This window comes from Halobacteriovorax sp. DPLXC-1, from assembly GCF_036903125.1.
GTDB lineage: Bacteria > Bdellovibrionota > Bacteriovoracia > Bacteriovoracales > Bacteriovoracaceae > Halobacteriovorax_A > Halobacteriovorax_A vibrionivorans.
Map to the genome: position 1 here is coordinate 1 of NZ_JAYMCO010000001.1, position 23,758 is coordinate 23,758.

At 36.6% G+C, this 23,758-nt stretch carries 25 protein-coding genes and 1 tRNA gene; 6 read left to right on the forward strand and 20 right to left on the reverse strand.

Features of this window, described 5'->3' with window-relative positions; all coding sequences use genetic code 11:
* Positions 1–158: 158 nt before the first annotated feature.
* Positions 159–234, reverse strand: a tRNA-Ala gene (locus VCM44_RS00005).
* 176 nt (positions 235–410) lie between these two features.
* On the opposite strand from VCM44_RS00005, the gene VCM44_RS00010 reads away from it, so the two are divergent.
* The gene (locus tag VCM44_RS00010) at positions 411–986 is read left to right on the forward strand and encodes a peptidylprolyl isomerase (protein ID WP_120404079.1); all 576 of its coding nucleotides are present in this window, start codon (positions 411–413) and stop codon (positions 984–986) included.
* Between the two features lie 57 nt (positions 987–1,043).
* Here the strand turns inward: VCM44_RS00010 and VCM44_RS00015 are convergent, their stop codons facing one another.
* From VCM44_RS00015 to VCM44_RS00055, 9 genes are all read right to left on the reverse strand, one after another.
* Positions 1,044–1,226: a hypothetical protein gene (locus VCM44_RS00015; protein ID WP_114706220.1), complete on the reverse strand. Its 183-nt coding sequence runs from the start codon at positions 1,224–1,226 to the stop codon at positions 1,044–1,046.
* Between the two features lie 17 nt (positions 1,227–1,243).
* Positions 1,244–1,528, reverse strand: coding sequence for a cytochrome C oxidase subunit IV family protein (locus VCM44_RS00020; RefSeq protein ID WP_158536808.1), 285 nt, complete (start codon positions 1,526–1,528; stop codon positions 1,244–1,246).
* 19 nt (positions 1,529–1,547) lie between these two features.
* Entirely contained in the window at positions 1,548–2,234 is a 687-nt protein-coding gene (locus VCM44_RS00025; protein WP_114706218.1) for an SCO family protein, read from the reverse strand.
* A 21-nt stretch (positions 2,235–2,255) separates the two neighbouring features.
* A complete protein-coding gene (locus tag VCM44_RS00030; RefSeq protein WP_114706217.1) occupies positions 2,256–3,134 on the reverse strand; it encodes a c-type cytochrome in 879 nt (292 codons plus the stop codon).
* A 10-nt stretch (positions 3,135–3,144) separates the two neighbouring features.
* Positions 3,145–3,714, reverse strand: coding sequence for a cytochrome c oxidase subunit 3 (locus VCM44_RS00035; RefSeq protein WP_158536807.1), 570 nt, complete (start codon positions 3,712–3,714; stop codon positions 3,145–3,147).
* Positions 3,715–3,731: 17 nt separating this feature from the next.
* Positions 3,732–5,471 carry a cytochrome c oxidase subunit I gene (locus VCM44_RS00040; RefSeq protein WP_114706215.1) on the reverse strand — a complete coding sequence of 580 codons (1,740 nt, stop codon included), beginning with the start codon at positions 5,469–5,471 and terminating at the stop codon, positions 3,732–3,734.
* 29 nt (positions 5,472–5,500) lie between these two features.
* A complete protein-coding gene (locus VCM44_RS00045) occupies positions 5,501–6,307 on the reverse strand; it encodes a cytochrome c oxidase subunit II (RefSeq protein WP_114706214.1) in 807 nt (268 codons plus the stop codon).
* 77 nt (positions 6,308–6,384) lie between these two features.
* Entirely contained in the window at positions 6,385–8,136 is a 1,752-nt protein-coding gene (gene cyoE, locus VCM44_RS00050) for a heme o synthase (protein ID WP_334677701.1), read from the reverse strand.
* Positions 8,137–9,129, reverse strand: coding sequence for a COX15/CtaA family protein (locus tag VCM44_RS00055; protein ID WP_114706212.1), 993 nt, complete (start codon positions 9,127–9,129; stop codon positions 8,137–8,139).
* Positions 9,130–9,189: 60 nt separating this feature from the next.
* Here VCM44_RS00055 and VCM44_RS00060 point away from each other — a divergent pair, with 60 nt between their 5' ends.
* From VCM44_RS00060 to VCM44_RS00070, 3 genes are read left to right on the forward strand one after another with little or no spacing between them, the layout of a single operon-like run.
* Complete coding sequence (locus VCM44_RS00060) at positions 9,190–10,284, forward strand: tryptophan 2,3-dioxygenase family protein (RefSeq protein WP_114706211.1); 1,095 nt, start codon at positions 9,190–9,192, stop codon at positions 10,282–10,284.
* A gap of 1 nt (position 10,285) precedes the next feature.
* A complete protein-coding gene (locus VCM44_RS00065; RefSeq protein ID WP_334677703.1) occupies positions 10,286–11,428 on the forward strand; it encodes an aminotransferase class V-fold PLP-dependent enzyme in 1,143 nt (380 codons plus the stop codon).
* Positions 11,429–11,436: 8 nt separating this feature from the next.
* On the forward strand, positions 11,437–12,228 hold the full coding sequence (locus tag VCM44_RS00070) for a hypothetical protein (protein WP_114706209.1): 792 nt from the start codon (positions 11,437–11,439) through the stop codon (positions 12,226–12,228).
* On the opposite strand, the gene VCM44_RS00075 is transcribed toward VCM44_RS00070, so the two are convergent.
* The 8 genes from VCM44_RS00075 to VCM44_RS00110 form a co-directional block, all read right to left on the reverse strand.
* A complete protein-coding gene (locus tag VCM44_RS00075; RefSeq protein WP_114706208.1) occupies positions 12,200–12,733 on the reverse strand; it encodes a DUF420 domain-containing protein in 534 nt (177 codons plus the stop codon). The two genes, VCM44_RS00070 and VCM44_RS00075, sit on opposite strands and share 29 nt — an antisense overlap.
* Positions 12,720–13,001, reverse strand: coding sequence for a hypothetical protein (locus tag VCM44_RS00080; protein ID WP_133296894.1), 282 nt, complete (start codon positions 12,999–13,001; stop codon positions 12,720–12,722). Before VCM44_RS00080 ends, VCM44_RS00075 begins: the two co-directional genes overlap by 14 nt.
* A gap of 53 nt (positions 13,002–13,054) precedes the next feature.
* On the reverse strand, positions 13,055–13,693 hold the full coding sequence (locus tag VCM44_RS00085) for a cytochrome c oxidase subunit 3 (RefSeq protein ID WP_334677704.1): 639 nt from the start codon (positions 13,691–13,693) through the stop codon (positions 13,055–13,057).
* A 17-nt stretch (positions 13,694–13,710) separates the two neighbouring features.
* Complete coding sequence (locus VCM44_RS00090) at positions 13,711–16,539, reverse strand: c-type cytochrome (protein ID WP_334677705.1); 2,829 nt, start codon at positions 16,537–16,539, stop codon at positions 13,711–13,713.
* Positions 16,540–16,569: 30 nt separating this feature from the next.
* The gene (locus tag VCM44_RS00095; RefSeq protein ID WP_205570963.1) at positions 16,570–17,646 is read right to left on the reverse strand and encodes a hypothetical protein; all 1,077 of its coding nucleotides are present in this window, start codon (positions 17,644–17,646) and stop codon (positions 16,570–16,572) included.
* A gap of 31 nt (positions 17,647–17,677) precedes the next feature.
* Positions 17,678–18,460 (reverse strand): cytochrome b N-terminal domain-containing protein, encoded by a 783-nt coding sequence (locus tag VCM44_RS00100; RefSeq protein WP_103218399.1) that lies wholly within the window; start codon positions 18,458–18,460, stop codon positions 17,678–17,680.
* A gap of 29 nt (positions 18,461–18,489) precedes the next feature.
* Positions 18,490–18,987: a QcrA and Rieske domain-containing protein gene (locus tag VCM44_RS00105; protein ID WP_114706205.1), complete on the reverse strand. Its 498-nt coding sequence runs from the start codon at positions 18,985–18,987 to the stop codon at positions 18,490–18,492.
* Between the two features lie 116 nt (positions 18,988–19,103).
* Positions 19,104–19,976 (reverse strand): HEAT repeat domain-containing protein, encoded by an 873-nt coding sequence (locus VCM44_RS00110; RefSeq protein WP_334677706.1) that lies wholly within the window; start codon positions 19,974–19,976, stop codon positions 19,104–19,106.
* A gap of 90 nt (positions 19,977–20,066) precedes the next feature.
* On the opposite strand from VCM44_RS00110, the gene VCM44_RS00115 reads away from it, so the two are divergent.
* The gene (locus VCM44_RS00115) at positions 20,067–20,612 is read left to right on the forward strand and encodes a hypothetical protein (RefSeq protein WP_120404070.1); all 546 of its coding nucleotides are present in this window, start codon (positions 20,067–20,069) and stop codon (positions 20,610–20,612) included.
* A gap of 123 nt (positions 20,613–20,735) precedes the next feature.
* Here the strand turns inward: VCM44_RS00115 and VCM44_RS00120 are convergent, their stop codons facing one another.
* Positions 20,736–22,061, reverse strand: coding sequence for a hypothetical protein (locus tag VCM44_RS00120; protein ID WP_114706202.1), 1,326 nt, complete (start codon positions 22,059–22,061; stop codon positions 20,736–20,738).
* Positions 22,062–23,243, reverse strand: a complete 1,182-nt coding sequence (locus VCM44_RS00125) for a thiolase family protein (protein WP_334677707.1) — start codon at positions 23,241–23,243, stop codon at positions 22,062–22,064.
* Positions 23,244–23,325: 82 nt separating this feature from the next.
* On the opposite strand from VCM44_RS00125, the gene VCM44_RS00130 reads away from it, so the two are divergent.
* Complete coding sequence (locus VCM44_RS00130) at positions 23,326–23,751, forward strand: hypothetical protein (protein WP_120404068.1); 426 nt, start codon at positions 23,326–23,328, stop codon at positions 23,749–23,751.
* Positions 23,752–23,758: the final 7 nt, after the last annotated feature.

Below are 23,758 nucleotides of genomic sequence, written 5' to 3' on the forward strand. Positions count from 1 at the left end.
TGGCATCTGACTGATTGAAGTAACTTCAATGATTCAGTTACGTCAGATCTTTCAAAAACCGTTTAAAACTTTTTTTGGATTTCTTCTCATCTTGATTGCTACCGAAGCAGCAAATCTTTTATACTATATTCAAATGTTAAAGAGCCTCTTGAAATAAATGGTGGACATGACAGGAGTCGAACCTGCGACCCCCTGCGTGCAAAGCAGGTGCTCTCCCAACTGAGCTACACGCCCACAAGATTTCGCATCAACTGTTTTGCAGTGATGTTTGTCGTTCATCTCTCAAGGTGAAACGTAATTTATGTCTTCTCGTTTTATATGTCAATACACTTTTTTCTTTTTTTTAACTTTTTTTTGCATTTTTTTTTATTCCCTATCATAATTTCATATATACAAGGAGTTTCTCAATAATGACTATTGCAAAGTTTGTAAGAATAACACTATTTCTATGCTTTATTTTAGGTTGTACTAAAAATACAGAGCAAAACCCGCAAGAAAATACATCGGACAAAAAGGTCGATGTCTTTAAAATAAAAGTTGATCGTACTGGATTATCTGAATCTGAAGGTATTATTAAGACTTCTCATGGTGTAATCACCTTTAAATTCTACCCGAAAGTGGCTCCTAATACCGTTGCACGCATTATTCAACTTATTCAAAGTGGTTTTTATGATGGTTTATCTTTTCATCGTGTTGTGCCTGACTTTGTTATACAAACAGGTGACCCTACAGGTACTGGTACAGGGGGTTCCGGTCAAAAGTTACAAGCAGAATTTAATAAATTAAGTCATGTTAAAGGAACAATGGCCATGGCACGTACTTTAACAGATGAAAATAGTGCAGACTCGCAGTTCTACATTGCTTTAACAGCACTTCCACACTTAGATAAAAAGTATACTGTATTTGGACAAGTTGTTGATGGATTAGATGTTTTAGATAAAGTCAGAAAGGGCGATAAGATAATTAGTATTGAATATATAGAGTAAAGTTTTTAAAAAGAAATTTGTGCATAAAAAAAGCCTACTGTTTAGTAGGCTTTTTTATTATTTTCCATGTCTCTTTTTATCTTTTGTGTAGATGAAGGTTTTTAGAACTAATAGCATAAGGATTAAAAAACCAATAATCCAAGTAGTCTTTGCAGTGAATTGGCCATCTTTTACTGGTAATGGTTCTTTCTTACTTGCTTGTGTTTCAGTCGTTGTATTCGTATTTGTATTTTCAGACATACAAACTCCTTTTTGTCCTATCTAAACATTGATTCTAAAATAAGTACTGTCGCATATACACCAGCTGAAATTGGAATAGCTGCGATAAAGCGAGTCCACTTTGTTTCTTCGTTTAAGTGCATGAAGTAATAAGCAACAAGAAATGCTTTTCCGAATGCTAAAAGAATTAAAGCAGAGTCGCGGTAGATCTTTGCAATATTAGTCATACCAGGAATGATAAGTTCTACAGCAGTTAGAAACGCAAGTACGAAGAAAATAAAGATATAAAGTTTCTTATGTGAATGATGTGCACCTTCGGCCATTTTATTCTCCATTTTTATATTAGTTTTTTGAATATTCTTTTCTATTTACTAGTAAGCCAACATCGATCATTAATTTATTAATGTCTTTCTTTGTTGAATCATAATAACCTCTGACGTTTCCTGTTCCATCAACTAGAACTAACTTCTCAGAGTGTGCAATATCAAACATTGTAACAGTTTCACCGTTAACATTTCCTTTAACTTCTTCCATCTCACCCATGGCAACTCCGAAGCCATCAATAATTGTAGCTTGAAGGTCTTTAGTTTCACCAGTTAAGAATGTCCAAACATAAGGATTCGCTTGATGTTTTCTTGCATATTTAAAAAGAGTTTTTGGTTTGTCAGTATCTGGATCAACAGTAAAAGAAACAAGAGCAACTTTTTGTCCCAGTCCTCTTACTCTTTTTTGAATCTTTTGCATTTCAGCTGTTAATCTCAAGCAACTTGAAGGACATGTTGTAAAAATAAAGTTTGCAATATAAACACGACCTGCAAGTTCTTTCGAACCAAATGTTTTTCCAAAACTATTCACAAGTGAATAGTCTGGAAGCTTCTTTAAGACAGGCAGCTCTTGTGGTAACTCTCTTGTTACCGACTTAATAACCGGAACAGAGAAGAAATAAAGAACAAATACTAACCAAAATGCTTTCTTTGAAATAAGCACTTCGAATAAGTTATTTGATCTTTTTATACCTAGAGTTGCCATCTTATCGATTCTCTTTTTTTGTTATTGGTTTTTAATACGATCCATTAACTCTTTACGAGCATCTGTATTCTTTAAACTCTTTAAGTAATGAACGTAATGAGCAACTGCCCAAATTTGATCATCAGTTATTGTTCCTTTCCAGGCGGCCATTGCTGTACCACCAACACCAGCAGCTAAACGTAGAGCGATTTCTTCAACAGTATCTGCTGAACGAATTGAGTTCCAAGTGAATTCAGGTGGAAGTGATTTAAATCCCCATTCCGTTTCTTGAAGCTTAACTTGGTAGTCAAGTTCAGTGAAGTCATCTTCCCCCATTCCAGTAAGCTCTGCTAGCTCCTCTTTTGGAACATAAGCTCTGTGACAAGACCAGCACATTGCATCGGCGTGATATACTTTCTTACCTTCCTCAATGGCAGCTTCTAAGTGAGCTACACCATATGGATTTTTAGTTAAAATAACTTGCTCACCAAGCTTCTTATCTTTACCTTCCCAAACATCTGGAGCAAATGTCTTGATGTATTGAACTACTTCAAACATTTGATCTTTTGTAAGGTCCCAAGGAAGCATTGCTGTTCCATGTAGTCCTTTTTCAAGGATTGTATAAAGATGTTTATCATGTGGAAGTTCTCCTGATGGAACAAGACCAAATTTAAAGACACCTTTTGTAAAGTCACGCGGTGGAACTTTCATTGACTTAGCTGCAACACCTTTTCCATCACCGTTAACACCGTGACAGGCCATACAGTACTCAGTATAAATTTGTTTCCCTCTATTAAGAACTTCACTCTTAACATAGAGACCACCTGCGAATACTTTATCTTCTTTAAAATGGTTTTCCTGGCATGAAACCAAAGATAAAATTGTAAACATTGCTGTTAAAGTTAATGCCATTTTCTTCATAGCTATCCTCTTAAAATACAAACATAACGATAAACATTACTAACCATACGACACCAAGAAAGTGCCAAAACTTAGATACATTCTGTACCCAAGTTATTTTCTCAACACTGTAACCTTTTGCAGCTACAGGAAGTAGAAATAATAATGCAATTAAACCTGCAACAATATGCGCAGCATGTGTCCAAGTTAATGCATAAAATAATGATGGAAAAACACCGCCTGAGGCGTGTAATCCCATTGCGGCCATTGAGTTCCATAGTTGTAACTGTACAAACATAAACCCAAGTCCTAATAAGAACGTTAAACCAAAGTAAGCTCTCATGGCCTTAAGGTTCTTTTTTTCAAAAGAAGACTCAAAAAGAACAAGAGTTGCAGAACTTAACGCAATTATAAACGTACTCACCATTGGAATTGTCAGAGGGATTCTCGGCATTCCCATTGGTGGCCATACATCAACAGTAAAGCGATATACAGAATAGCCAAGTAACATCGAAGCAAAGAGCATCGTAAAAGAAACAAGGATAACGATCATCGCAATTGAAGATGTTAGTTTTCTTGCCTCAATGTCTTTATTCGTCATAACCTGGCTCATTCTAATTATGCCTCAACTATTTCTTCAGTTTGGTATTGGAAATCCTTACCTTCTGGAAGATTAGGGTTTCCTAGCTCGTGTGGCCCACATTTAACAACAGGAATTTCCTTGAAGTTATAAACCGGTGATGGTGATGGGATAGTCCACTCAAGTGTACCTACATTCCATGGGTTATTAGGTACTGGCTCTTTTTCTTTCTTAAAGAAAATTGTGTACACAAAATTAATAACAAATGGAATCTGCCCAAGCCCCATAAGTAGAGCTGAGTAAGTAATAAATGTATTAATAGGAATCATTTTTTCCATGAATTCATATACGAATGGATTGTATAGACGTCTGTGCATTCCAGCGTAACCAACAATCATCATTCCCATGAAAACACCATTTAGACCAATCATTGTGATCCAAAAGTGTACCTTACCCCAGAATTCATTTAGGAATTTACCAAACATCTTTGGCATCCAGAAATAAATAGCAGCGTAACCACCAAGTAGAACTGAAGCGGCCATAGTGTAATGGAAGTGACCTACAACGAAGTAAGTATCGTGAAGGTAAAGGTCAGTTGTAACTGTAGCTAGGTATAGACCAGTTAAACCACCAAGACCAAATACGAATACAACACCTAGAGAGAAAATCATTGGTGTATCAAATCTAATTGACCCTTTCCAGATTGTTCCTAACCAGTTAGCAAAGAAAATTGCTGATGGAATCGAGATCGTCATAGTAAGAGTCATAAACGTTTGAGTTAAAAGTGGACTCATTTGAGTCGTATACATATGGTGACCATATACAAGCGTTGAAAGAATTGTAATTGAAGTCATTGAAAGCGCAGTTGCTTTCGCACCAAATGCTGGTTTTCTTGCAAAGAAAGAAAGTAAATCAGATACAATCCCCCAAGCAGGAAGAATAAGAATGTAAACTTCAGGGTGACCAAAGATCCAAAAAACGTGTTGGTAAAGAATTGGATCACCTGTCCCAGTTGTTGCTGCTGCACCAGCTAGGAAGAATGTCGTTCCAAATACACGGTCAAAAATAAGAAGAAGTAGACCTGCACCAAGAACTGGAAGGAAGATCGCGTTTAGAATAGCTGTAAGCCATAGACCCCAAACAGAAAGTGGCATATCAAAATATCCCATACCTGGAGCTCTAAGAACGATAACCGTAGTAATATAGTTAACAGCACCCATTGTTGAAGAAACACCTAGTAGGAAAAGCGCTAAAGACCAAAGAGTTTGACCTGCACCTGGTGATCCTATCAGTGTTGATAACGTTGGGTATGAAGTCCAACCACCTGCTGCTGCACCTAATGGTAAACATAAAGATGCCACAAGAATTAATGCAGAAGCTGCTGCAATCCAAAAAGATAGCATATTAAGTAGTGGGAAAACCATATCTCGCGCACCAATCTGTAGAGGAATAAGGTAATTACCAAATGCCCCAATAAGAATAGGTGTAATTGCGTAGAAAATCATGATCGTACCGTGCATTGTAAATAACATCGCGTACGTATCTGGTGGCACAACTCCTCCCGTTGAAGGGAAAAGAAGGTGACCAAGTACTGGGAATGCCTCTCCTGGAAACGCTAGTGTCCAGCGAATCATTAGGGCCATCATCCCACCTAAACCTAGACCAATGATTCCATACCAAAGAAATTGCTTTCCGATCACTTTGTGATCAAAAGAGAAAATATACTTTGAGATAAAAGTCTTTGGCTCTGAGTGAATATGTTGCTCGAAAAATGCCATTTTATATTCTCCTAAAAATTATTTTAAAATTAATACTGCCACTTCCAACCCCAGAATAATTCAGGGTTTTCAGGATCATTCTCTTGAAGAGCTTTCTCTTGTGCTTCTGCAAGCCATACTGCGAAGTCTTCTTGTGAATAAGTAGTCAGAGAAGCTTTCATTCTATAGTGATATGTTCCACACATCTCTGCACATGCAATATCCCAAGTTCCCGCTTTTGTAGGTTCCCACCACATACGAGTTAAACGACCAGGAATAGCATCAACTTTACGACGCGCATTTGGAAAGTATAGAGAGTGAATTACATCTTTAGAAAGAACTTGAATAACAACCTTACGATCAGTAGGAAGTCTAAGGTCATTTAATTGCACAACATCGTCTTCTGTGTTGAAAACGTTATCTGCACCGGCATATCTAAAGTGCCATGCCCACTGTTGACCTAGAGCTTGAATTCGAAGTGGATTCTCATCAGCTTTTGGCCACTTTGCAAAAACGTTTACATAATCATCATTTGAAATTCTTGTAATGTTCATATCGATTCCCAGGAATACCGATAGACCAATTACAGTCGCAATGATGATATGAATTTTCTTGTTTCCGTAAGTATAATACGGCTTAGGGTGTCTCTTAGCTGCGTATTTATAAGAGAAACCAAAAAGACCAATACAAACTAATGCAAAGAAAAATAAGTTCATATAAGTCGTGTAACCAAATAACCAGTCAATTAAATGACCGTTAACTGAGATGTCTTCTGGAGGAGTCATTCTCTCCCAAAGACTCATCTGCTTAGAAGTTGTGCTAACAACTGCAGCATAAACAGGTGTCAAAAATCCCATAGACCTTCCTTCTATTGAAATACCTAATTAAATTGAATTGCTAAATTTTAACCCTTTTTTATAACATTTTCCACGATTTAGCTAAGGAAAATCATCAAGGATAACAAGAGAGGTAAATAGATTATAGAACCCCAAAAATATTGTCGGGCCCAAGCCACATAACTCTCCTCGTCATCAATGAAAAAACTTTGCAAACTTTGAGCAAAAAATAATCCATTAGCAATTATCGAAGCTATAAAAAAGTTCTTTGAATTGAGATCGAAAAAGTATCCGCTGACAGCAGATAGTGCTAACAAAAATGTCCAAACAGCAATACAGATCTTCATCTTAGTAATTGAATAGAAGTGAGGATAGACCTTAATATCACCTTCAGCATAGTCTTGTTTATGATAGATTGAGATGGCCATAAAGTGTGGAATCTGCCAAATAAATAAAATTGTAAAGAGTAAAATGGCAAGGCCATCAATCTCACCAGTGACAATTGTGCGGCCCATAACTGGTGGAATTGCTCCCGGTAATGCCCCTACAAATAACGCGGCAGGACTCTTTCTTTTCATAGGTGTATACACATATAGGTAAGAAAAAAATGCCAACGCACCGAGCAATGCCGTCGCAGTATTAACAAAAAAGTACGTTGCGAGAAAACCAACTATAAATAAAATCCATCCCTGAATAAGAGCATAAATCGGCTTTACTCTTCCAGCAGGTAGCGCTCGATCTTTAGTTCTAACCATATTGGCATCAACATCAATTTCCATATAGCAATTAATAGTCGTGGCCGACATTACAATTAAAATCGAAAAGACTAGTGCATTAACTAGATAAAAAAAGTCGATATACTCACCAGTTAACAAGATTCCAGAAATGATTGTCGAAACGACTAATAACCCAAGCCTAGGCTTCGTGAGACTTAACATATCACTTGCAAATGTATGCTGGTATCCACCAAGATTTACTTCTTCGAACTTTTTAAACCATTGAAATAAAAAGATTAAGTTTAAACTTATTAGTACGGCCAATAACAAGTGAAGAACTTGGAAGTAAGTCGTATCAGTTAATAAGAACAATCTCTTTGCATTAAATAAATGGATTAAAAATAAGATAACTAAACTTGAACTTAAAAATGAAAATTGCTTAAAAGCTCTCCCATGGAGACTCAATGCAGTCTTAATAATACTAAATAGATAAACAATTAATGTAAGTAAGAAAAGTATCCCTAGATACTTATGTAGCGAGTGAATTTGGGCCGCTACAGTACTAGGCCAAAACTTAATACCATTTGCTGTATTACAAAGAATATTAATATTCTCACCCATACCACAAACATCTTTTGTTGCTGTTTGGTGAATTACACCGCCAAAGAAAAATTGTACCAATGCAATTAGGAGCATTACAAAAACAAAGTCTTTAGCTTTGGGATTATAACTGACAATTTTTTCACTGATTTTTTCAATATCAGGAACAAATAGCTGAGCAAAGATTGCGATATACGCAAAACTTAGCATTAAGTGAAAAACACTAACTAATGTAGGTAACTTATAGATAAAATTTATACCACCAAGAAGTGACTGAAGAATAAGTAGGAATAAACCTAAACGAATTGCTCTCTCTTTTGGTTTTTTAATAAAAAGAATCGTATTTAAAATAATGATGATTCCAGCAAAAATTCTATGAAGAATCGGATATATTGAGGCCTTATCAACAGTTGATGCATAACAAATAGGCCAAGAAGTACACTCTAAACCAGTAAAGTCTGCACTAACGAGCCCACCAATAACAATTAGCCCTAAAGTCAGAACAATATTGATAAAGGCCAAAGTACGAAACACTTATACACTCACCTGTTTTGCTTTTTTTAAAATTACGATTAACTCATATATAAAGTATGTGAGTAAGATTGCAAAGAGTAGGTGTATAGGCTGAGCAACGGCCGGAAATGCTAAGTATGCTAAAATTACCCCCGCAGCAACCACTCCTATCAGCGTTAACATGATAGAAATACACTTTCTTTGGACAAATGCATGGTCTTGAAATTCCTGCATAATTCTTCGCAGAGTATATGAGAAGCCTAAAAGTATTAGAATCGAGAATGAGCGATGGATATAAAAAATCATATCAAGCCTCTCAAGCCAATTAGTACGTGCTAAATTTGGCTCAGTATTTGTGATCACATCAATCTGCTCTCTTACCTGTGTCCCTAGGACAACCTGGATTACGAGAAAAGTAACTAAAACCCATAAATAATCTTTGTACTTATCAACATTATAATTTCGTTCAAATGAAATTGGCTTAGTTTCATATTTCAGCTGTGCCAAAGCAAAGGTTAGAAAGATTGTCAGTAGCATATGAACAGTGATGACATTTGGATGAAGATGAGAGCGGACAACCATTGCTCCGACTCCTCCATTTAAAACAACTAAGAATAAGGAAAGTCCTGCAAGCCAGACAACTTTCTTATTATCCTTCTTATAGGCAAAAGATAAGACGAATAAAATAATTGAAGCGATACCAGTCCAAACTCCGGCCATACGGTTGAAGTATTCCGTCCAAGTATGTACAGGATTAAAGACTGCAACAATTCGTCCTGGTTTAGAGAAACGTGTACGATAGTCATCGGGAAGTTGATCAACACTAGTAGGTGGAATGACTTTTCCAAAACAGGTCGGCCAATCAGGGCATCCCATACCTGCACCAGTACTACGAACCATTCCTCCAATGAAAATCAATGTAAAAACGGTGATTATGACTATAGGCAAAAACTTTTTAAATCGATTCTTATCCATCATTATGTCTTCTACTTTTACAACTTCTTTACCCAACATTAGCTATCAATAATTTCCAATTTCGATGGGATAGGATAGTATTTCTCTATAGGAGTCAATATGCACAAAAATCAAGGACCTGTCTATTACGGTGACTATTTAGAATTAAATAAATTACTCGATACTCAAAATCCTCTGTCAAAAAAATATGGTGACGAGGCCCACGATGAAACACTATTTATACTAGTGCATCAAGTATATGAATTATGGTTTAAACAGATTCTACACGAGCTCAACTCAATAAAGAAAATTTTCTCAGTTGAAAAAGTTCAAGAGTCAGTACTTTCAACGGTATCTTCTCGATTAGAAAGAATTAAAAAGATTCAAACATTACTACTTGGTCAATTAGAAGTCATGGAAACAATGACTCCGATGGACTTCCTTGAGTTTAGAGAGCTTCTTGTTCCAGCTTCTGGTTTTCAAAGTGTTCAGTTTAGAGAAATTGAGATTTTACTTGGGTTATCAACAAGTGACCGTAAGGAAGTGGATCGAGAATACTTTCTCGGTCGATTAAATAAACAAGATCAAGAAAGACTTTTAAAAATCGAAAAAGAAGACACTTTATTCTCAGCTCTTGAAAAATGGCTAGAAAGAATGCCATTTACTTTTAAAGAAGATTTTGATTTTTGGAAAGAATACCAAGCTTGCGTAGAAGATATGCTCTGTGGGGATGAAATTACAATTTTTAGTAATGTTGCAAATATGACTCCTAAAGCACTTGAGATTCAAAAAGCAAATCTACAAAGTACGAGAGAAACTTTTGATACTCTATTTAATGAAGAAAAATATGCCAATCTTGTCAAAGAGGGCAAGCGTAGACTCTCACAAAAAGCAACTCTTAATGCTTTATTTGTGCTTCTCTATCGAGATGAGCCTATTCTAACTCTTCCATATACAATACTTTCCCACCTAATGGATATTGATGAGAATTTTACAACGTGGAGATATAAGCACGCATTAATGGCCCACAGAATGCTAGGAACTAAGATTGGAACAGGTGGATCATCTGGACATCAATACTTAAGGGATGCCGCTGAAAATAACAGGTCATTTATTGATTTATTTAATCTTTCAACATTTTTAATTCCAAGATCTCAAAGGCCAAGTCTTCCACAGGAACTGCGAGACGAAATGAACTTTAATTATAAGGACTAGAATGTATAAGAAATACTTTTCAAAATTTCTAAAAGCAAACGAGGGAAAGCTTCACTTTGCAGCACATTCACATCATTACTGGCCAAACGTCACGCGAGAGGCACAGATTCAGTATTGGGATGACAGTGCAAAGTACGCAGACCATAAATGGGGAGAATTTTTCTCAAACACATTTCGCGAGCTTCAAACGAGATTAGCTGAAATATTAAACATATCAAGTCCAGAGCAAATTACATTTGCACCTAACACACATGAACTGACATATCGCTTATTATCTTGTTTTCCTAATGGAGCAAAAATCCTAACAACAGATAGTGAGTTTTATTCATTTGACCGACAGATCAATAGGCTTGCAGAAGAAAATATTGTATCAGTTACGAAAATAAAAAATACAAGAGATAACTCTTTCATAAATGACTTCATCAAAGAAGCAAACTCTAATAAATACGACCTAATTTTTATTAGTCATGTCTTCTTTAATTCTGGTTATGCAATTCCAGATTTAACGGAGTTTATTAACGAAATTAAAACCGAAGCACCCATCGTTATCGATGCCTACCATGGATTCATGGCATTACCGACTGACTTATCGGCCATTGAGGATCGAATTTTCTATATGGCCGGCGGTTATAAATATTGTGGTTCAGGAGAAGGATCTTGTTTCTTAATTTCACCAAGAAACACGAAACTTAAACCCAAGAATACTGGCTGGTTTGCTCAAATGGGAGAACTAACAAACTACAAAGAAAATGAAGTTCCTTTTAGCAATGAAGGGTTTCGTTTTGCAGGATCCACAATGGACTTCTCTGCCCTTTATCGAATGAATGCAGTTTTACAACTTTGGAAAGAAGAGAATATTTCAGTAGAACAAATTCATAATCACGTAAAAACAAATATGAATGAGTTTCTCAATCGTATTTCTGATACTGATCTATCTAAGAACCTTATCCCAATGGATACAAGGGGCCACTTCCTGGCCTTTGAGTTTCCAAACTCTAAAGAATGCGAATCTTTTGCTCAAAAACTGAGAAAAGAAAGTATTGAAACTGATTACCGACAAAATATTTTAAGGTTTGGCTTTAGCATTTACCAAGATATTGATGATATAATAAGGGCTACAAATATTATTAATAATATCAAATAGGTTGATTAATGAGTACAAAAGAAAAAAAGAGCCATGAAGAACTTGGCTCAGGCGCATCTGACAAAAAGGGAATTGCGAGGTTTTTTGAGAATATCTTTAGAAAAAGTAATGCCATTGGATATGTCGTGGCAATGTTACCTCCGGCAATTACTTATGTAATTTGTATTACACTTGCATTAACTCCGGGCTATATATTTCTTACTGAAACATATGCCATGGTTGCCAATAGTAATATCCTTGTACAAGGCCTTTCTATGTCCCTTGCTTTTGTGATGTCATACGGGGCATATACTATAACGTTGATCTTTATTGTTCCCTTCTTCAATTGGCTCTATCCATTAAAGATGAAGCCGTTTAAAGGAAGTTGGATCTCTCTTGAAACTCTTCCTTGGTACTATCACAATGCCTTAACTCAACTTGTTCGTTATACTGTTTTAGACTTTTGGCAAGCGACTCCAATTATTATTCTCTTCTATCGAATGATGGGAATGAAAATAGGAAAAAATTGTGTCATCAATACAACAAATATATCTGACCCTGGCCTCATCACTCTTGAAGACTATGTAACAATTGGTGGCTCTGCTACAATTTTTGCTCACTACGCGCAAGCTGGTTATCTCGTTATTGCTCCGACAGTAATAAAAAGAGGTGCAACAGTAGGACTGAAAGCATCGATCTTTGGTGACACCGTTATTGGTGAAAAAGTTCTAGTTGCCCCACATGAAGTGGTTCTTCCAAAATCAAGACTTGATATTGAAAAACGTAGAACGACTAAAAATTCAGATACTTTAGGAAAATAAAAATAAGAACACCTGTTACTGAAACATAAAGCCAAATGGGTAAAGTCCACTTTGCCCATTTTCTATGACTTAAAAAATTTCCAGAAAAAGCGTTCCAAAGAGTGATTAAAATCATTGGTAACATCACAATACTCAGAAGTACGTGAGAGATGAGAATTGCAAAGTAAATTGGCCTTACCATTCCCTGTGCGATGAATTTCGTATCACCATGATAGTGATGATAAAGTAGATATGAAATCAGAAAAAGTGCTGATGTTACGGTCGCACCTGACATACTCTTTATGTGAAGGGAAACCCTCTTTGTTTTTACAAAGTAATATCCCATACAAAGTAATGTCGCAGAAATTGTATTTAAGATAGCGTTTACAAGTGGAAGATGATCTACCCACCACAATTTTACGGCCGCTTCTGGTTTGAAATAAATAAACCAAACAAGAAAAAGCGCAATAAAGCCGCTTAAAATAAATAGAAGTGTATAAATGAAGTTGCTGTTATTCTTCTTCATTGGCGATAGCAACTTTTGAATTTTTGCGATATTTGTAAATCGTTTTATAGAGAATAAAAAATGGAATATAAATTAGCCCGATAAATATAACTAAAATCCACACGAGACGGGCATCTTTTGGATTATCCATCGAACCAGCACAGCCTGGACATGCCATCACATAATCAGAAAATAGAACGACTATTAGTATAAGTAAGGGAACGATAAATGCTTTCATATACTTGACCTTATACTCTTTTCGATTGATTTCGTCTAATATTTTGGCCAAAAACAAAAAGGCCCCAGATTAACTGGGGCCCTTTTTACATATATTCTAATTAATTAAATTAAGTAAATGAACGTGAATACTAGAATCCAAACAAGGTCAACAAAGTGCCAGAAAAGACCACAAACTTCAAGTAGTCCATAGTCACCTTTATCAAAGCGACCTCTAAGTGCTAGTACATACATATAAGTTAGGTAAATAACCCCTGAAAGTACGTGAAGACCGTGGAAGCCAGTAATAGCAAAGAATGTTGAAGAGAACAGGTTATTTCCGTGCTCATATGTTGAGAAAGTCATTCCCATATCAGTCATTAAGTGAACATACTCATATGCCTGAATACCAAGGAAGATAACTCCACCAATAATCGTTGCTAGAAGCCAATTTCTAATTTGCTTAGGTTGTCTCATTTTTACAGCATCAATTGCCATAACCATTGAAACAGAAGAACAAATAAGAATAAATGTCATAATCCCTGAAAGGTGAACACCACCAAGTGCTTCAACAGGATTTGGCCAATGCTTAGTTGCACGAAGTACAGCATAAGCAATTAGTAGACCTGAAAACGACATGGCATCTGTTCCAAGAAACAGCCACATACCAAGTTTATTAGGGCTAGCCTTACCGAATTGTGGATCATCAGGGTAAGCAATTACACCATCATGAACTAAATCTTTTGTATTAGCATGTCCTGCCATTTGTTAACTCCCTTTACCTATTTACTCTGCTTCTTGTGCTTTGGTGAGTAAAAGTCACTTCCTAATTCTAAAACGTATTTAGTAACAGCTTCAATTTGTCTTTCAGCATCTCCATCAAGAAGATCTGGATCAGCTGCCATACCTTCAGGCCAGAAAGAAGGCATTGTTGTACCAGGCATAATTTGGTCTGGTCCTCTTAGCCATTTCTTAATCCAGCTCTTTCTAAGTCTTCTCTTAGCGTAGTGAAGATCTGGAGCTAGTGCTTCATCATTATTGAATCCTTGAGTGTGACAAGATGTACATGCAAGGTCATTAAATAACTTAACTGCAGCACGTCTTTCTTCCTTGCTTTCCCAAACAACTTTCTCATTCTTATCAAAGAAAGGTTGATCAGCTTTTACACGGAACATATCAACAAGCTTTTCTTTTTCTTCATCAGTAAGATCAAAAGAAGGCATTCTTACATCAACAAAAGGTCTAATTGGATAAACATTTCCTAAGAAATAATGGAACCAATCAGCTTGTACACGATGTCCTTGCTCAACAAGTCTTGGAGGTGCAGCATTTACATCATCGTAAATCTTTAGCATATCTCCAAATCGTCCATCAATCTGGTGACATCCAATACAGTTGTATTTAACAGCAACTTTCATACCTTCGTTAACAACAGTTTCATCAGCATCGTATCTCTTAACACCCTTAAGTGGGATTTTTTGATCAACCATACCAATTAGAGCAGTTGTAATTGTTGCAGCCTCTTCTTCTTTCATGTGGAATTGAGGCATTCTTAAAAGATCTTTGAATGGCTTATCAACACCGTTATCCCATCTTCTTGGGTTTAGTAAGTGTGCCTTAATCCAAGCTTCTCTAGAGTGCTCAACTTTCTCATGAGAGAAACCAAATTGAGTTAGAGGCTTAGAACCAATTTTACTTAATTCAGGACCAATAGGAGCTCTTCCATCAAATCCCTTAATGCTGTGACAAGAATAACAACCGTACTTACCAACTGAACGACGACCAAGTTCCATTGTTCTTTCATGATCACTCATTGTCGCAAGTTTTGCTTTTGCAACTTCTACAGTGTCAAACGCTGAGAAGTAAGTAACAAGCATTTCATCTCTTGCTTCTTTATCCATTTTTGCAAACTTAAGCTTTTCAAATTTTTCATTCTTTAAACTCATTAAGTAAGCAGTAATGTCATTTGCTTCTCTATCAGTAAGTCTGAAAGAAGGCATGATTGTATCTGGTTGGAAGTGGCTTGGTTTTTTAAGCCATGAAACCATCCAGTTAGCATCTTTAATCTTAGAACCGATTCCATCTAAATATGGCCCTTTATGAGCATCAATTTTTTGAGACTCAAGTGGGAAGTCCTTAGCGCCGTGACAAGATAAACATCCAACAGAACCAACAAGTTCTTTACCACGTTCTTTATTACCACCAGTATATTTCATGAATGGCTTGTAGCTCTCTGATTGCTCATAGATAAGTTCGGCCATTGCATTTACTTCTGCAATATTCTTCTTTGTAAACTCTGGTGTTGAGTTATTATCATTTTGGAAGAACTGAGGCATTTTTGCATGCTTATTGAATGCCTTTGGTTCCCATACCCAATTTTTAAAGAATTCTTTATCAACTTTCGCTGCAATCTTCTCTAAACTTGGACCTGGTTTTCTCTTATGCTCCCAACCTTCAATTTTGTGACAAGCATAACAACCAAATTTTTCAATGTTACGACGTCCTTCATTAAGAGTCGTTGCCTGTGGAATATATTGAACATCTGAGTGACATTTAACACAACCAGCTTCATAGTCACCACGTCTAAACTGTACGATTGGAACTTTGTGTGGCTCATGCCAATTATACTTAGCAATCCACTCTTGTTTTTGCTCTTCTGTAGCAGGCATGTGTGCTGCTGCATTGAAGTCATTAACTCTATGACCTTCACCACCGTGACAAGCTGTACATCCAAATTTCTTCATTGGGTGCTTACCTTGTGCACCAACCATTAAGTCTAGGTTAGGGTGTGTCTTATGTGGGTTTGGTTGATTCTCGTAACCAGGCTTATCAATAAATGTGTGACAAGTCATACAACGGTCAACTTTAGGAACCTGTTGAAAGAAACGATCATCTGTAATGTTTTCAAGTACAACTTGTTGAACCTTAACTGTTGGGTCCATAAAGTCGATAAATGGTAAGTTTCTTAAAGCGAAAATAGGAGTTACTTCTTTTCTAGCTTCAGCTTTCTTAAGAAGTTCTTTACGTCCTACGATACTATTGATCTGCTTCTTAATTGATTCAATATCTGAATTAAAAGAAGCAGCTTTTCTCTTAAGAGCTTTCTCACTTGATTGGAGTTCTTTCTTGCGATCTGTAGATGCAGCAAATAACTTCTTCTTTTCCTGAAGTTTTGAATATAGCTCACCAGCATTTGGAGCGTGCTCAGCATGAGCAACACCATAATTAAATGCTAAGGCAGCAACGTCAGAGTTAAGACGACCATTAACAATCTGTTCTTTCTTAATCTCTTTTTCAATTTTATGAAGTTGTTCATTTACTTCAGCAATTGTTTTTTCTTTTTCAGCAACTGCTTTCTTGGCTACTTCAAGTTCTCTTTCTAAGATCTCAAGTTTTTCTTTTGAAATCTTTGCTTCTTCTTCAGCAATGTCTTTAGCAATCTTCTCTTTTTCGATCTTCATTGCTTCGACTTGAATAGCTTTCCAAGGTCTTAAGTAATCATCGAGAAAAACCCAAATCACAGTGACCAAAAGAACTAGTGAAAAGATCGCGAAGATCTTATTCAGTTTTTTCATATCATAGGCCATGCCTGGCTCATGTTTCTTTGACATTTTTATATACCCTTTATTACTTCTTCTTTCTTACAGGTTAAGTTCCCACTCAGGCAGAGCGATAATATATTTCAGACTAAATAGCCATCTCAGAACCATCTTAATTGGTAGAGATGTCATACCTAGTACTAGAATAATGAAAATATAATATCTAATCTGACCAGTGTTTTCGATAATCTTCTTCCCGTACTTTGACTTAGCAATTGCAACTGGAAGTACACAACAGTAAACAAGAGTTAGGATAATCCCTACAATCTCTCTAACAATAATATTTGAAGGCATTGGTGTATTTAGCCACTTAAGCCACACAAACTCTGAAAGGTTAACGTTGTACTCAGAAACAACTTTATGGAAGTCCCAGTACTCAAATGGACCATAGAATGTCCAGTTTGGACCACGTAAGAAAGTACCAACGATAATTAGATACATCCAAAGAACAATCCAACCATAAAGGAATCCCCACATAGCAATTGGTCTTTCTTTAATTGTAAAATAACCATTACCTTTAGGGTTTGTATCAATATATGGAATTGCAATAAGTCCAACTAGAATAAGTCCAGGAAGTACAACCCCTGCCATCCAAGGATCAAAATATACAAGCATTTCTTGTAGACCAAGGAAGTACCAAGGTGCTTTTGCCGGGTTTGGTGCCCATGTAGTATTTGCAGGTTCCTCAAGAGGTGCCTTGAAAACAATCGCCCATACAACTAAGAAAATTGTACAACCGATCATACACATAAGCTCAGTGAAAACTAAGTTAGGCCATACCCATACTTTTTCTCTATTTTCTGGAAGTGCTTCAATTGGACACTCACCATTTTCAATTCTCTTATCATTCTCAGCAGCTCTATAAAGTGCATACCAAGTAAGCCAAGCAATAAGAACAATAATAATGTTAATAGGAATGTTATCTGGCCAAAGAATAATTGCTCTAAAGTTCGCATCCATACAAAACCAAACCGTAATTGGTGCAGCTGCGATTAACGACCATTTAGCAAACTTTTTACTTCCAACAACACGATAATATTTCATCATGAAGAAGAATAAGACCGACACAATCGGGAATGATCTAATCGGATCGGCTAGCCAGTTGATAAGTTCTTTCATTTATATATCCCTTTCTCTCAAAATATACTTTCTAAAGTGGTGCTGAAATCCCACCGTCTTTTCTTACACGCCAGAAGTGAACTGCAATTAGAACACCTACAACAAGTGGAATGAATACACAGTGAAGAATATAAAATCTTAATAGCGCCGGCTCTCCAACGAAACGTCCTGCTAGAAGCTGGAAACGAACGTCGTTTTTATCAGAAACCATTACGAAGTCACCAATTTGTGCTAACGCAGCACCTGGACCACCATGCCCTAGGAATGGAGTTGCTTTGGCCATGTTTGAACCAACGGCAATCGCCCAAATCGCTAGCTGATCCCAAGGTAGAAGATACCCAGTGAACGATAGAAGAAGAGTTAATACTAATAGAATAACACCAACACCCCAGTTGAATTCTCTAGGTGGTTTATATGAACCAGTCATAAAGACTCGGAACATGTGTAGCCACACAGTAATAACCATGGCGTGGGCACCCCATCTGTGAATCTCACGCATAATCCCTAAAGGCACATGCTCTTTAAGTGCGATAATATCGTTATATGCGTACTCAGCAGTTGGTCTGTAATAGAACATTAAAAGTACACCAGTTACAGTAAGTGCTAAGAAAATAAAGAAAGTAAGTCCACCCATACACCAAGTATAACCAAGTTGAACCCCTGATTTCTTAAGTTTGATTGGGTGTAAGTGTAAAAACACGTTACCAGCAACTACTGCTGCTCTATTTCTTGCGTTTGTCGGAGGACCGTGTCTAAAGATTGATTTCCAGACTTGAGTCTCTCTAATGTAATCAACAACACCTCTTTTAGCCATTGTTATTCCTTCCTATATATTTAACTAAATTAAACCTTTAAAAAACTTTGAGGGTTATCCCACTGACCTTTTTCATAACGGAAGATCTTAGTTTTATCGACGATGATTTTCCCTTCAGCATTCAGTGAAATTTTATATCTTTCAAGTGGTCTTGGAGCTGGCCCTTCGAAGTTAATACCATTTTGGTAATAACCAGAACCGTGGCATGGACACTTAAATTTTAATTCAGCAGGTAGCCAGTTTGGTACACAACCAAGGTGAGTACAGATATTTGAAAGTGCAAATAAGCGCCCTTCCATTTTAACAATCCAAACACCGTAACCGTTCTTCCAACGCTCATCAACGCCTTCTTCGTAATCGTTAGGTCTTCCGGCAACGAAGTCCATTTCTGGTTCAAAGTTAACGTTCGGGTAAGTGTAGCGGAAAGCTAATGTTAAGAAACCTGCGATTGCAGAAGTAAACGCAACCCAACCAACAGTTACAAAGCTAAAGAACTCTCTTCGGTTTAGCTGTTTTTTTTCAGACATTTTTAGAAACCTCTATTTCTTATTTATTCAAAAATGCACTAATTTAAGTCGCAATGACTCAAATTGTGATTCATAAGTTACTGCAAATTCAATTTATTCTTTGAAGGATGTTATCACTATTTCAACGAATTTAAAACTTCCTTTGCAAGGCTGACAACTTTTATATCCTTCTCAATATTTATCATTTTTTCAACGCTTGGCGACATTTCATTCCAACCGTACTTTTTCAACGCAGTGAGTACATTATATTTAAGGCCACGGATCTCCTGTACAGTTAATCTTTTGCCTAAAGACTCATCATTTAGCATTAAAATCTCATTGATCGTTTTTTTCGCTTCATCGTTCTTATACGCGATTAATGCTGTAGCTGCGGCATATCTAACAGTGAAACCGAGCTCACTTTTAAGCTGATCAACAAATAAATTTTCTGTATCTTTCACTTCGTGAGTAGCAAGAGTCAATATCGTTACCTGAGTTAGCGCCGCATCATCTCTTCCTAAAAAAGATTTTACGAGATCCCAGTTAAACAAAATCCCCTTAGGCATTTTTGACAGTGCCACCATTGCATGAAAATTAATTTCAGGATGATTTTTATCTTTTAAGGCACTTTCAAGTACAGGAAGGCCTCCTTCATTACCAAGGGCCCCAATTGCCACAACAACAAAGTCACGAGTTCTTGGATCAACACTAGTTCGATAAACATCTTTTAGATTTTCTACAACCCAAGGAATATCTTCTTCTTCAATTGCTCCAGCAGAAATAACTTTTGAAAGCTCTAATGCTGCAATCCACTTATTACCAAAGGTTTTCGACTTCATCTCATGGACAAGATCTTTATAAGAGTGATCATTTGAAAGCATTTTAGTCACACCAAAAATAATTAATGCTCCAACTAACACTATTGCAATAGGCACCATTAAAGAGCCCATTACCGGATTACTTTCAAGAAGTTTTTTATCTAGTTTATTACTTTGATTTTTCTCGCTCACGAAGAAATTGCCTTATAGTAAATGTTTTATTAAATATGAAATAAGAATTAGCAAATTAGAGTATAGTTGACAATTATAAAAGGTGAAATTATGGCCTATCTATTAAGAGCACTGATCGTTATCATGGTTGCCGCAATCGGCCTAACTACTTGCGTAGCACTAGGATTTATTGATGTAGGTATCAGTCACATAAAGTTGGCCATTCCAGCCTACCTTTATACAATCTTCGCACAAGCATTCGTAATGTTCTATTTTATAGGTGTTTCGAGACTTGTTAATAATATCAATCTGATTATTACAAGTGAAAAAAATCTGCACGAGCTATTTGATGACGCACCGGCAGACCTAACTCCATATAAAGATAAAGTTAAACGCTATGTTCATAAAGCCGACCTGGCCAAGAGACAAACTATTCCTTGGACAATGCTCATGATCATTCTAGGAATGATTGCATTTTTCCTAGGTGGTGCCCATGACACTAATATGGTGGAAAAAACAACTCACTCAGGTGTTGCGTATGGGTTTATTGCCTCGATGCTGATTGGGTTTGTTAGGCAATGGCACTTCCTTGGTCAGACTCACCAACTACTTCGTGAAGTAAAGACATTGTTTAGCATTCCAGATGGTCAGATGTAGTATCCACTTCAAAGTCCTGTAATGTAACTAAGAAGTACTCGAATCAACTTCGCATTAAAACTTGCCTTCGGGCAACTTTTAAACGCGAGTTGTAAGATTGGGAAGGCCTTCGCAAAGTAACGGCTAAATAGTCTTAAGCCAAATAAATACCTTATTTTTACCAGGTGGATTACGACGTGTTCTTGTACGAGATTCATAAATAACAACAGCATCATCACCTTTAACTTGTGCCATGAAATCTTTTAAGTGAGATCTGGGAACATAGAGGTTGTAATAAAAACCACCAGGAACAGCGAGGCCAGGCTTTACGTTATCGACTTGTGTAACTTTATATAGATCTAAAAGTCTTGATAATCTTCGACGAGTTTCATCAGTATCAGCAGAGTTCATCATCACTCTATATACTTTTGTATTACCGTAGCGAGAATCACGATAACCACCACCTTTAATATCTTCTTCAAAAGACGACTGCTCGCGATCAGCAGACGAGATATCTCTTGGAAGTGTATCAATTGATGTTAGAACAACTTCTGATTCAACTTCATCACGTTCTTCGTCTTCTAATGTTTCACCAAGAAAGTTTTCTGAATCATCAACATTTTCAATATCTTTAATATCTAATTCAAATTGTGCAATCTGTTCTTGATCAGCGATTGTTTCTTCTGTGAATTTTAAACCTTCATTTTCCCAACGAAACTGTGGTTCATATACACTAATTTTATCCGCTAGATAACTTTCATAAGTTTTATTCGCATACTCAATGGCCCAAACAAGAAAAATAGCAATACCGACAAAGGCAAATATCTGTGCCATAGTTTGAATTTTTGAACTTAAGTTATCTCTTAACTTAATACGTGAAAGATTAAAGTTTCTAACTTTGAAGTCTTTTTCCATCTTTCTAACAAAGTATACCCACTCTTGATAAAGAGTTACCTCCATTGATGTTAGAATCTCATGGTTATGACTTCCTGAAAAAGTGAGATCCACACCGAGATCATCGACTAACTTCTGAACTGTTGTAGATTTATTGCTTGAAAGGATATCGTTAATTGTAAAGTTACGGTTTATATACTCTTCATGTTCAGGAAAAACTTCAACAAAGAAGCTTCTTAAAAGAATTGCAATATCTCTTTCATTTTGGTGAAGGTTTTGTGCAAGCTCTTCAATTGTAATTCCACGTGAAATAAAAACATAGCAATTAAACTTATCTCTAAGCCAAATAAACCATGATTCTAGAGGTCCTACATTTATATTTTCGATTAAATAAGTGAAGCGCTTAGAGATTTGAAATAATGTTAAGTCCTCATCAAAGAAAGCCTGCCAAAATCTTTCAAAATCCTCACGGTACTTACCTTGCCACGTTACATTTTGAATATCGAGACAAAGCCAGTCACGAAAAGCTACATAATCATTATGAAAGAATTTTAATTCTTCACTTACCTTATTCATCTATACTCTTTTGATAAGGATACCAATTCCTTGGCCACCACCAATACATGCACTTGCAATACCGTACTCTTTATTTTCAGTTTTTAATTGATGTGCAAGTGTTGTTGTAATTCTAGTTCCAGAAGCAGCAAGAGGATGTCCTAGAGCAATTGCTCCCCCCCAGATATTTACTTTACTCACATCTAATGAAAGTTCTTTTAAACAAGCTAATGTTTGTGCAGCAAAAGCTTCATTAATTTCAAATAGATCAATCTGTGATTGTTCCATTTTATTATTTTCTAAGATTTGATTAATTGCTGGAACTGGGCCAATTCCCATAATTGTCGGATCAACTCCAACGACTGCACCATCAATAATTTCTGCAATAGGTTTTAAACCATGCTCTTTTACAAAGTCTTCACTAGCAACTAAGGCCACAGCAGCACCATCGACAATTCCGGATGCAGAACCAGCAGTAACTAGGCCATCTTTTACAAAAGTTGAACGCAGTTTATTCATATCGGCCAAAGACGCATCAGCTCTTAGGTGTTCATCTTTTGAAACACTTCCCTTTCTGATTTCTACTTCACATATTTCTTTTTGTAAGTGTCCATCGTTATAGGCATCAGCTGCTCTTTGGTGAGAAAGTAGTGAGAATTCATCACAATCAGCTCTAGATACTTCATATTTACCACCAAGGTTTTCTGCCGTTATCCCCATTGGACAACCAGCATGTTGGTCAGTTAGGGCATCGAGTAACATATCCACATTCTTAAGTGATCCGTATTTCGTACCAAAACGTGCACCATATGTTAGATGAGGAACCATCGACATATTCTCAGTTCCACCGGCCAGTACACAATTAGCTTCATCTAATTTAATTAACCTAGTCGCATCTAAAATTGCCTGAATACCCGAACCACAAAGTCGGTTAATAGTAATTCCAGGAGTCTTTTCATCACATCCTGCCTTTAGGGCCAAATGTCTTCCACCATACATAGTATCAGTTGACGAAGGGACGACATTACCGAGAATTACCTGATCAATCAGCTCGGCCTTAAGGCCAACTTCGCTAAGTAGTGAATTTGTGGCAGATACCGCTAGGTCCACAGGCTTAATATCTTTTAATGAGCCACCAAATTTACCAAATGGTGTTCGTTTTCCCTCTATTAAAAATACACGACGGCCTTTATTTAAGGACATATTTGCCTCCATTCACTTACGGTTAAATCCTTTATAAAATATATTAGGACGCTTTTAGGTCCTAGTCAAAGAAGAGTATATTATGTCTACAGAAATTAACCGTCAGCAGCTCGAAAGATTCAAGCAACGAGAATACAAGAGACACGCCCATCAATTAAAGAAGGCGAAGATCGAGAATAATCGTGAATATGAAAAGACTGAGAAAAAGCATCTTTCAGACATTAAAAGACTTAATAAACACTATGAAACTGAGATCAGTAGTCTTGAAAATAAGACGGAACTTAAATTAAAACAAATTAGAGACAAGCAATCTGAACTTGTTAAAGAAGAAAAAGAGCGCATGGAGCTTGAGCTTAATAATATGAAAAAGTCCCATGAAGCAAGGGTTGCAGAATTAAAAGAAACCCATGACAATCAGATTTCGCAAATGACAGAGTCTCACCGCGATACACTTGAACAAGCTCGCGAAAAATACATGAAAGAAAAAATGAAATGGGAAGAGGCTTAATCTCCCA

Bases quoted from the DNA above. Each gene is read 5' to 3' on its own strand.
- VCM44_RS00035 (WP_158536807.1), bottom strand. From the start codon at position 3,714: ATGACGAATAAAGACATTGAGGCAAGAAAACTAACATCTTCAATTGCG.
- VCM44_RS00040 (WP_114706215.1), bottom strand. From the start codon at position 5,471: ATGGCATTTTTCGAGCAACATATTCACTCAGAGCCAAAGACTTTTATC.
- VCM44_RS00105 (WP_114706205.1), bottom strand. From the start codon at position 18,987: ATGTCTGAAAAAAAACAGCTAAACCGAAGAGAGTTCTTTAGCTTTGTA.
- VCM44_RS00010 (WP_120404079.1), top strand. From the start codon at position 411: ATGACTATTGCAAAGTTTGTAAGAATAACACTATTTCTATGCTTTATT.
- VCM44_RS00130 (WP_120404068.1), top strand. From the start codon at position 23,326: ATGTCTACAGAAATTAACCGTCAGCAGCTCGAAAGATTCAAGCAACGA.
- VCM44_RS00060 (WP_114706211.1), top strand. From the start codon at position 9,190: ATGCACAAAAATCAAGGACCTGTCTATTACGGTGACTATTTAGAATTA.
- VCM44_RS00055 (WP_114706212.1), bottom strand. From the start codon at position 9,129: ATGTTGGGTAAAGAAGTTGTAAAAGTAGAAGACATAATGATGGATAAG.
- VCM44_RS00125 (WP_334677707.1), bottom strand. From the start codon at position 23,243: ATGTCCTTAAATAAAGGCCGTCGTGTATTTTTAATAGAGGGAAAACGA.
- VCM44_RS00095 (WP_205570963.1), bottom strand. From the start codon at position 17,646: ATGAAAGAACTTATCAACTGGCTAGCCGATCCGATTAGATCATTCCCG.
- VCM44_RS00045 (WP_114706214.1), bottom strand. From the start codon at position 6,307: ATGGGATTTTTGACACCTGTTTATGCTGCAGTTGTTAGCACAACTTCT.
- VCM44_RS00025 (WP_114706218.1), bottom strand. From the start codon at position 2,234: ATGGCAACTCTAGGTATAAAAAGATCAAATAACTTATTCGAAGTGCTT.
- VCM44_RS00100 (WP_103218399.1), bottom strand. From the start codon at position 18,460: ATGGCTAAAAGAGGTGTTGTTGATTACATTAGAGAGACTCAAGTCTGG.
- VCM44_RS00070 (WP_114706209.1), top strand. From the start codon at position 11,437: ATGAGTACAAAAGAAAAAAAGAGCCATGAAGAACTTGGCTCAGGCGCA.
- VCM44_RS00030 (WP_114706217.1), bottom strand. From the start codon at position 3,134: ATGAAGAAAATGGCATTAACTTTAACAGCAATGTTTACAATTTTATCT.
- VCM44_RS00015 (WP_114706220.1), bottom strand. From the start codon at position 1,226: ATGTCTGAAAATACAAATACGAATACAACGACTGAAACACAAGCAAGT.
- VCM44_RS00120 (WP_114706202.1), bottom strand. From the start codon at position 22,061: ATGAATAAGGTAAGTGAAGAATTAAAATTCTTTCATAATGATTATGTA.
- VCM44_RS00065 (WP_334677703.1), top strand. From the start codon at position 10,286: ATGTATAAGAAATACTTTTCAAAATTTCTAAAAGCAAACGAGGGAAAG.
- VCM44_RS00090 (WP_334677705.1), bottom strand. From the start codon at position 16,539: ATGTCAAAGAAACATGAGCCAGGCATGGCCTATGATATGAAAAAACTG.
- VCM44_RS00020 (WP_158536808.1), bottom strand. From the start codon at position 1,528: ATGGCCGAAGGTGCACATCATTCACATAAGAAACTTTATATCTTTATT.
- VCM44_RS00085 (WP_334677704.1), bottom strand. From the start codon at position 13,693: ATGGCAGGACATGCTAATACAAAAGATTTAGTTCATGATGGTGTAATT.
- VCM44_RS00115 (WP_120404070.1), top strand. From the start codon at position 20,067: ATGGCCTATCTATTAAGAGCACTGATCGTTATCATGGTTGCCGCAATC.
- VCM44_RS00075 (WP_114706208.1), bottom strand. From the start codon at position 12,733: ATGAAGAAGAATAACAGCAACTTCATTTATACACTTCTATTTATTTTA.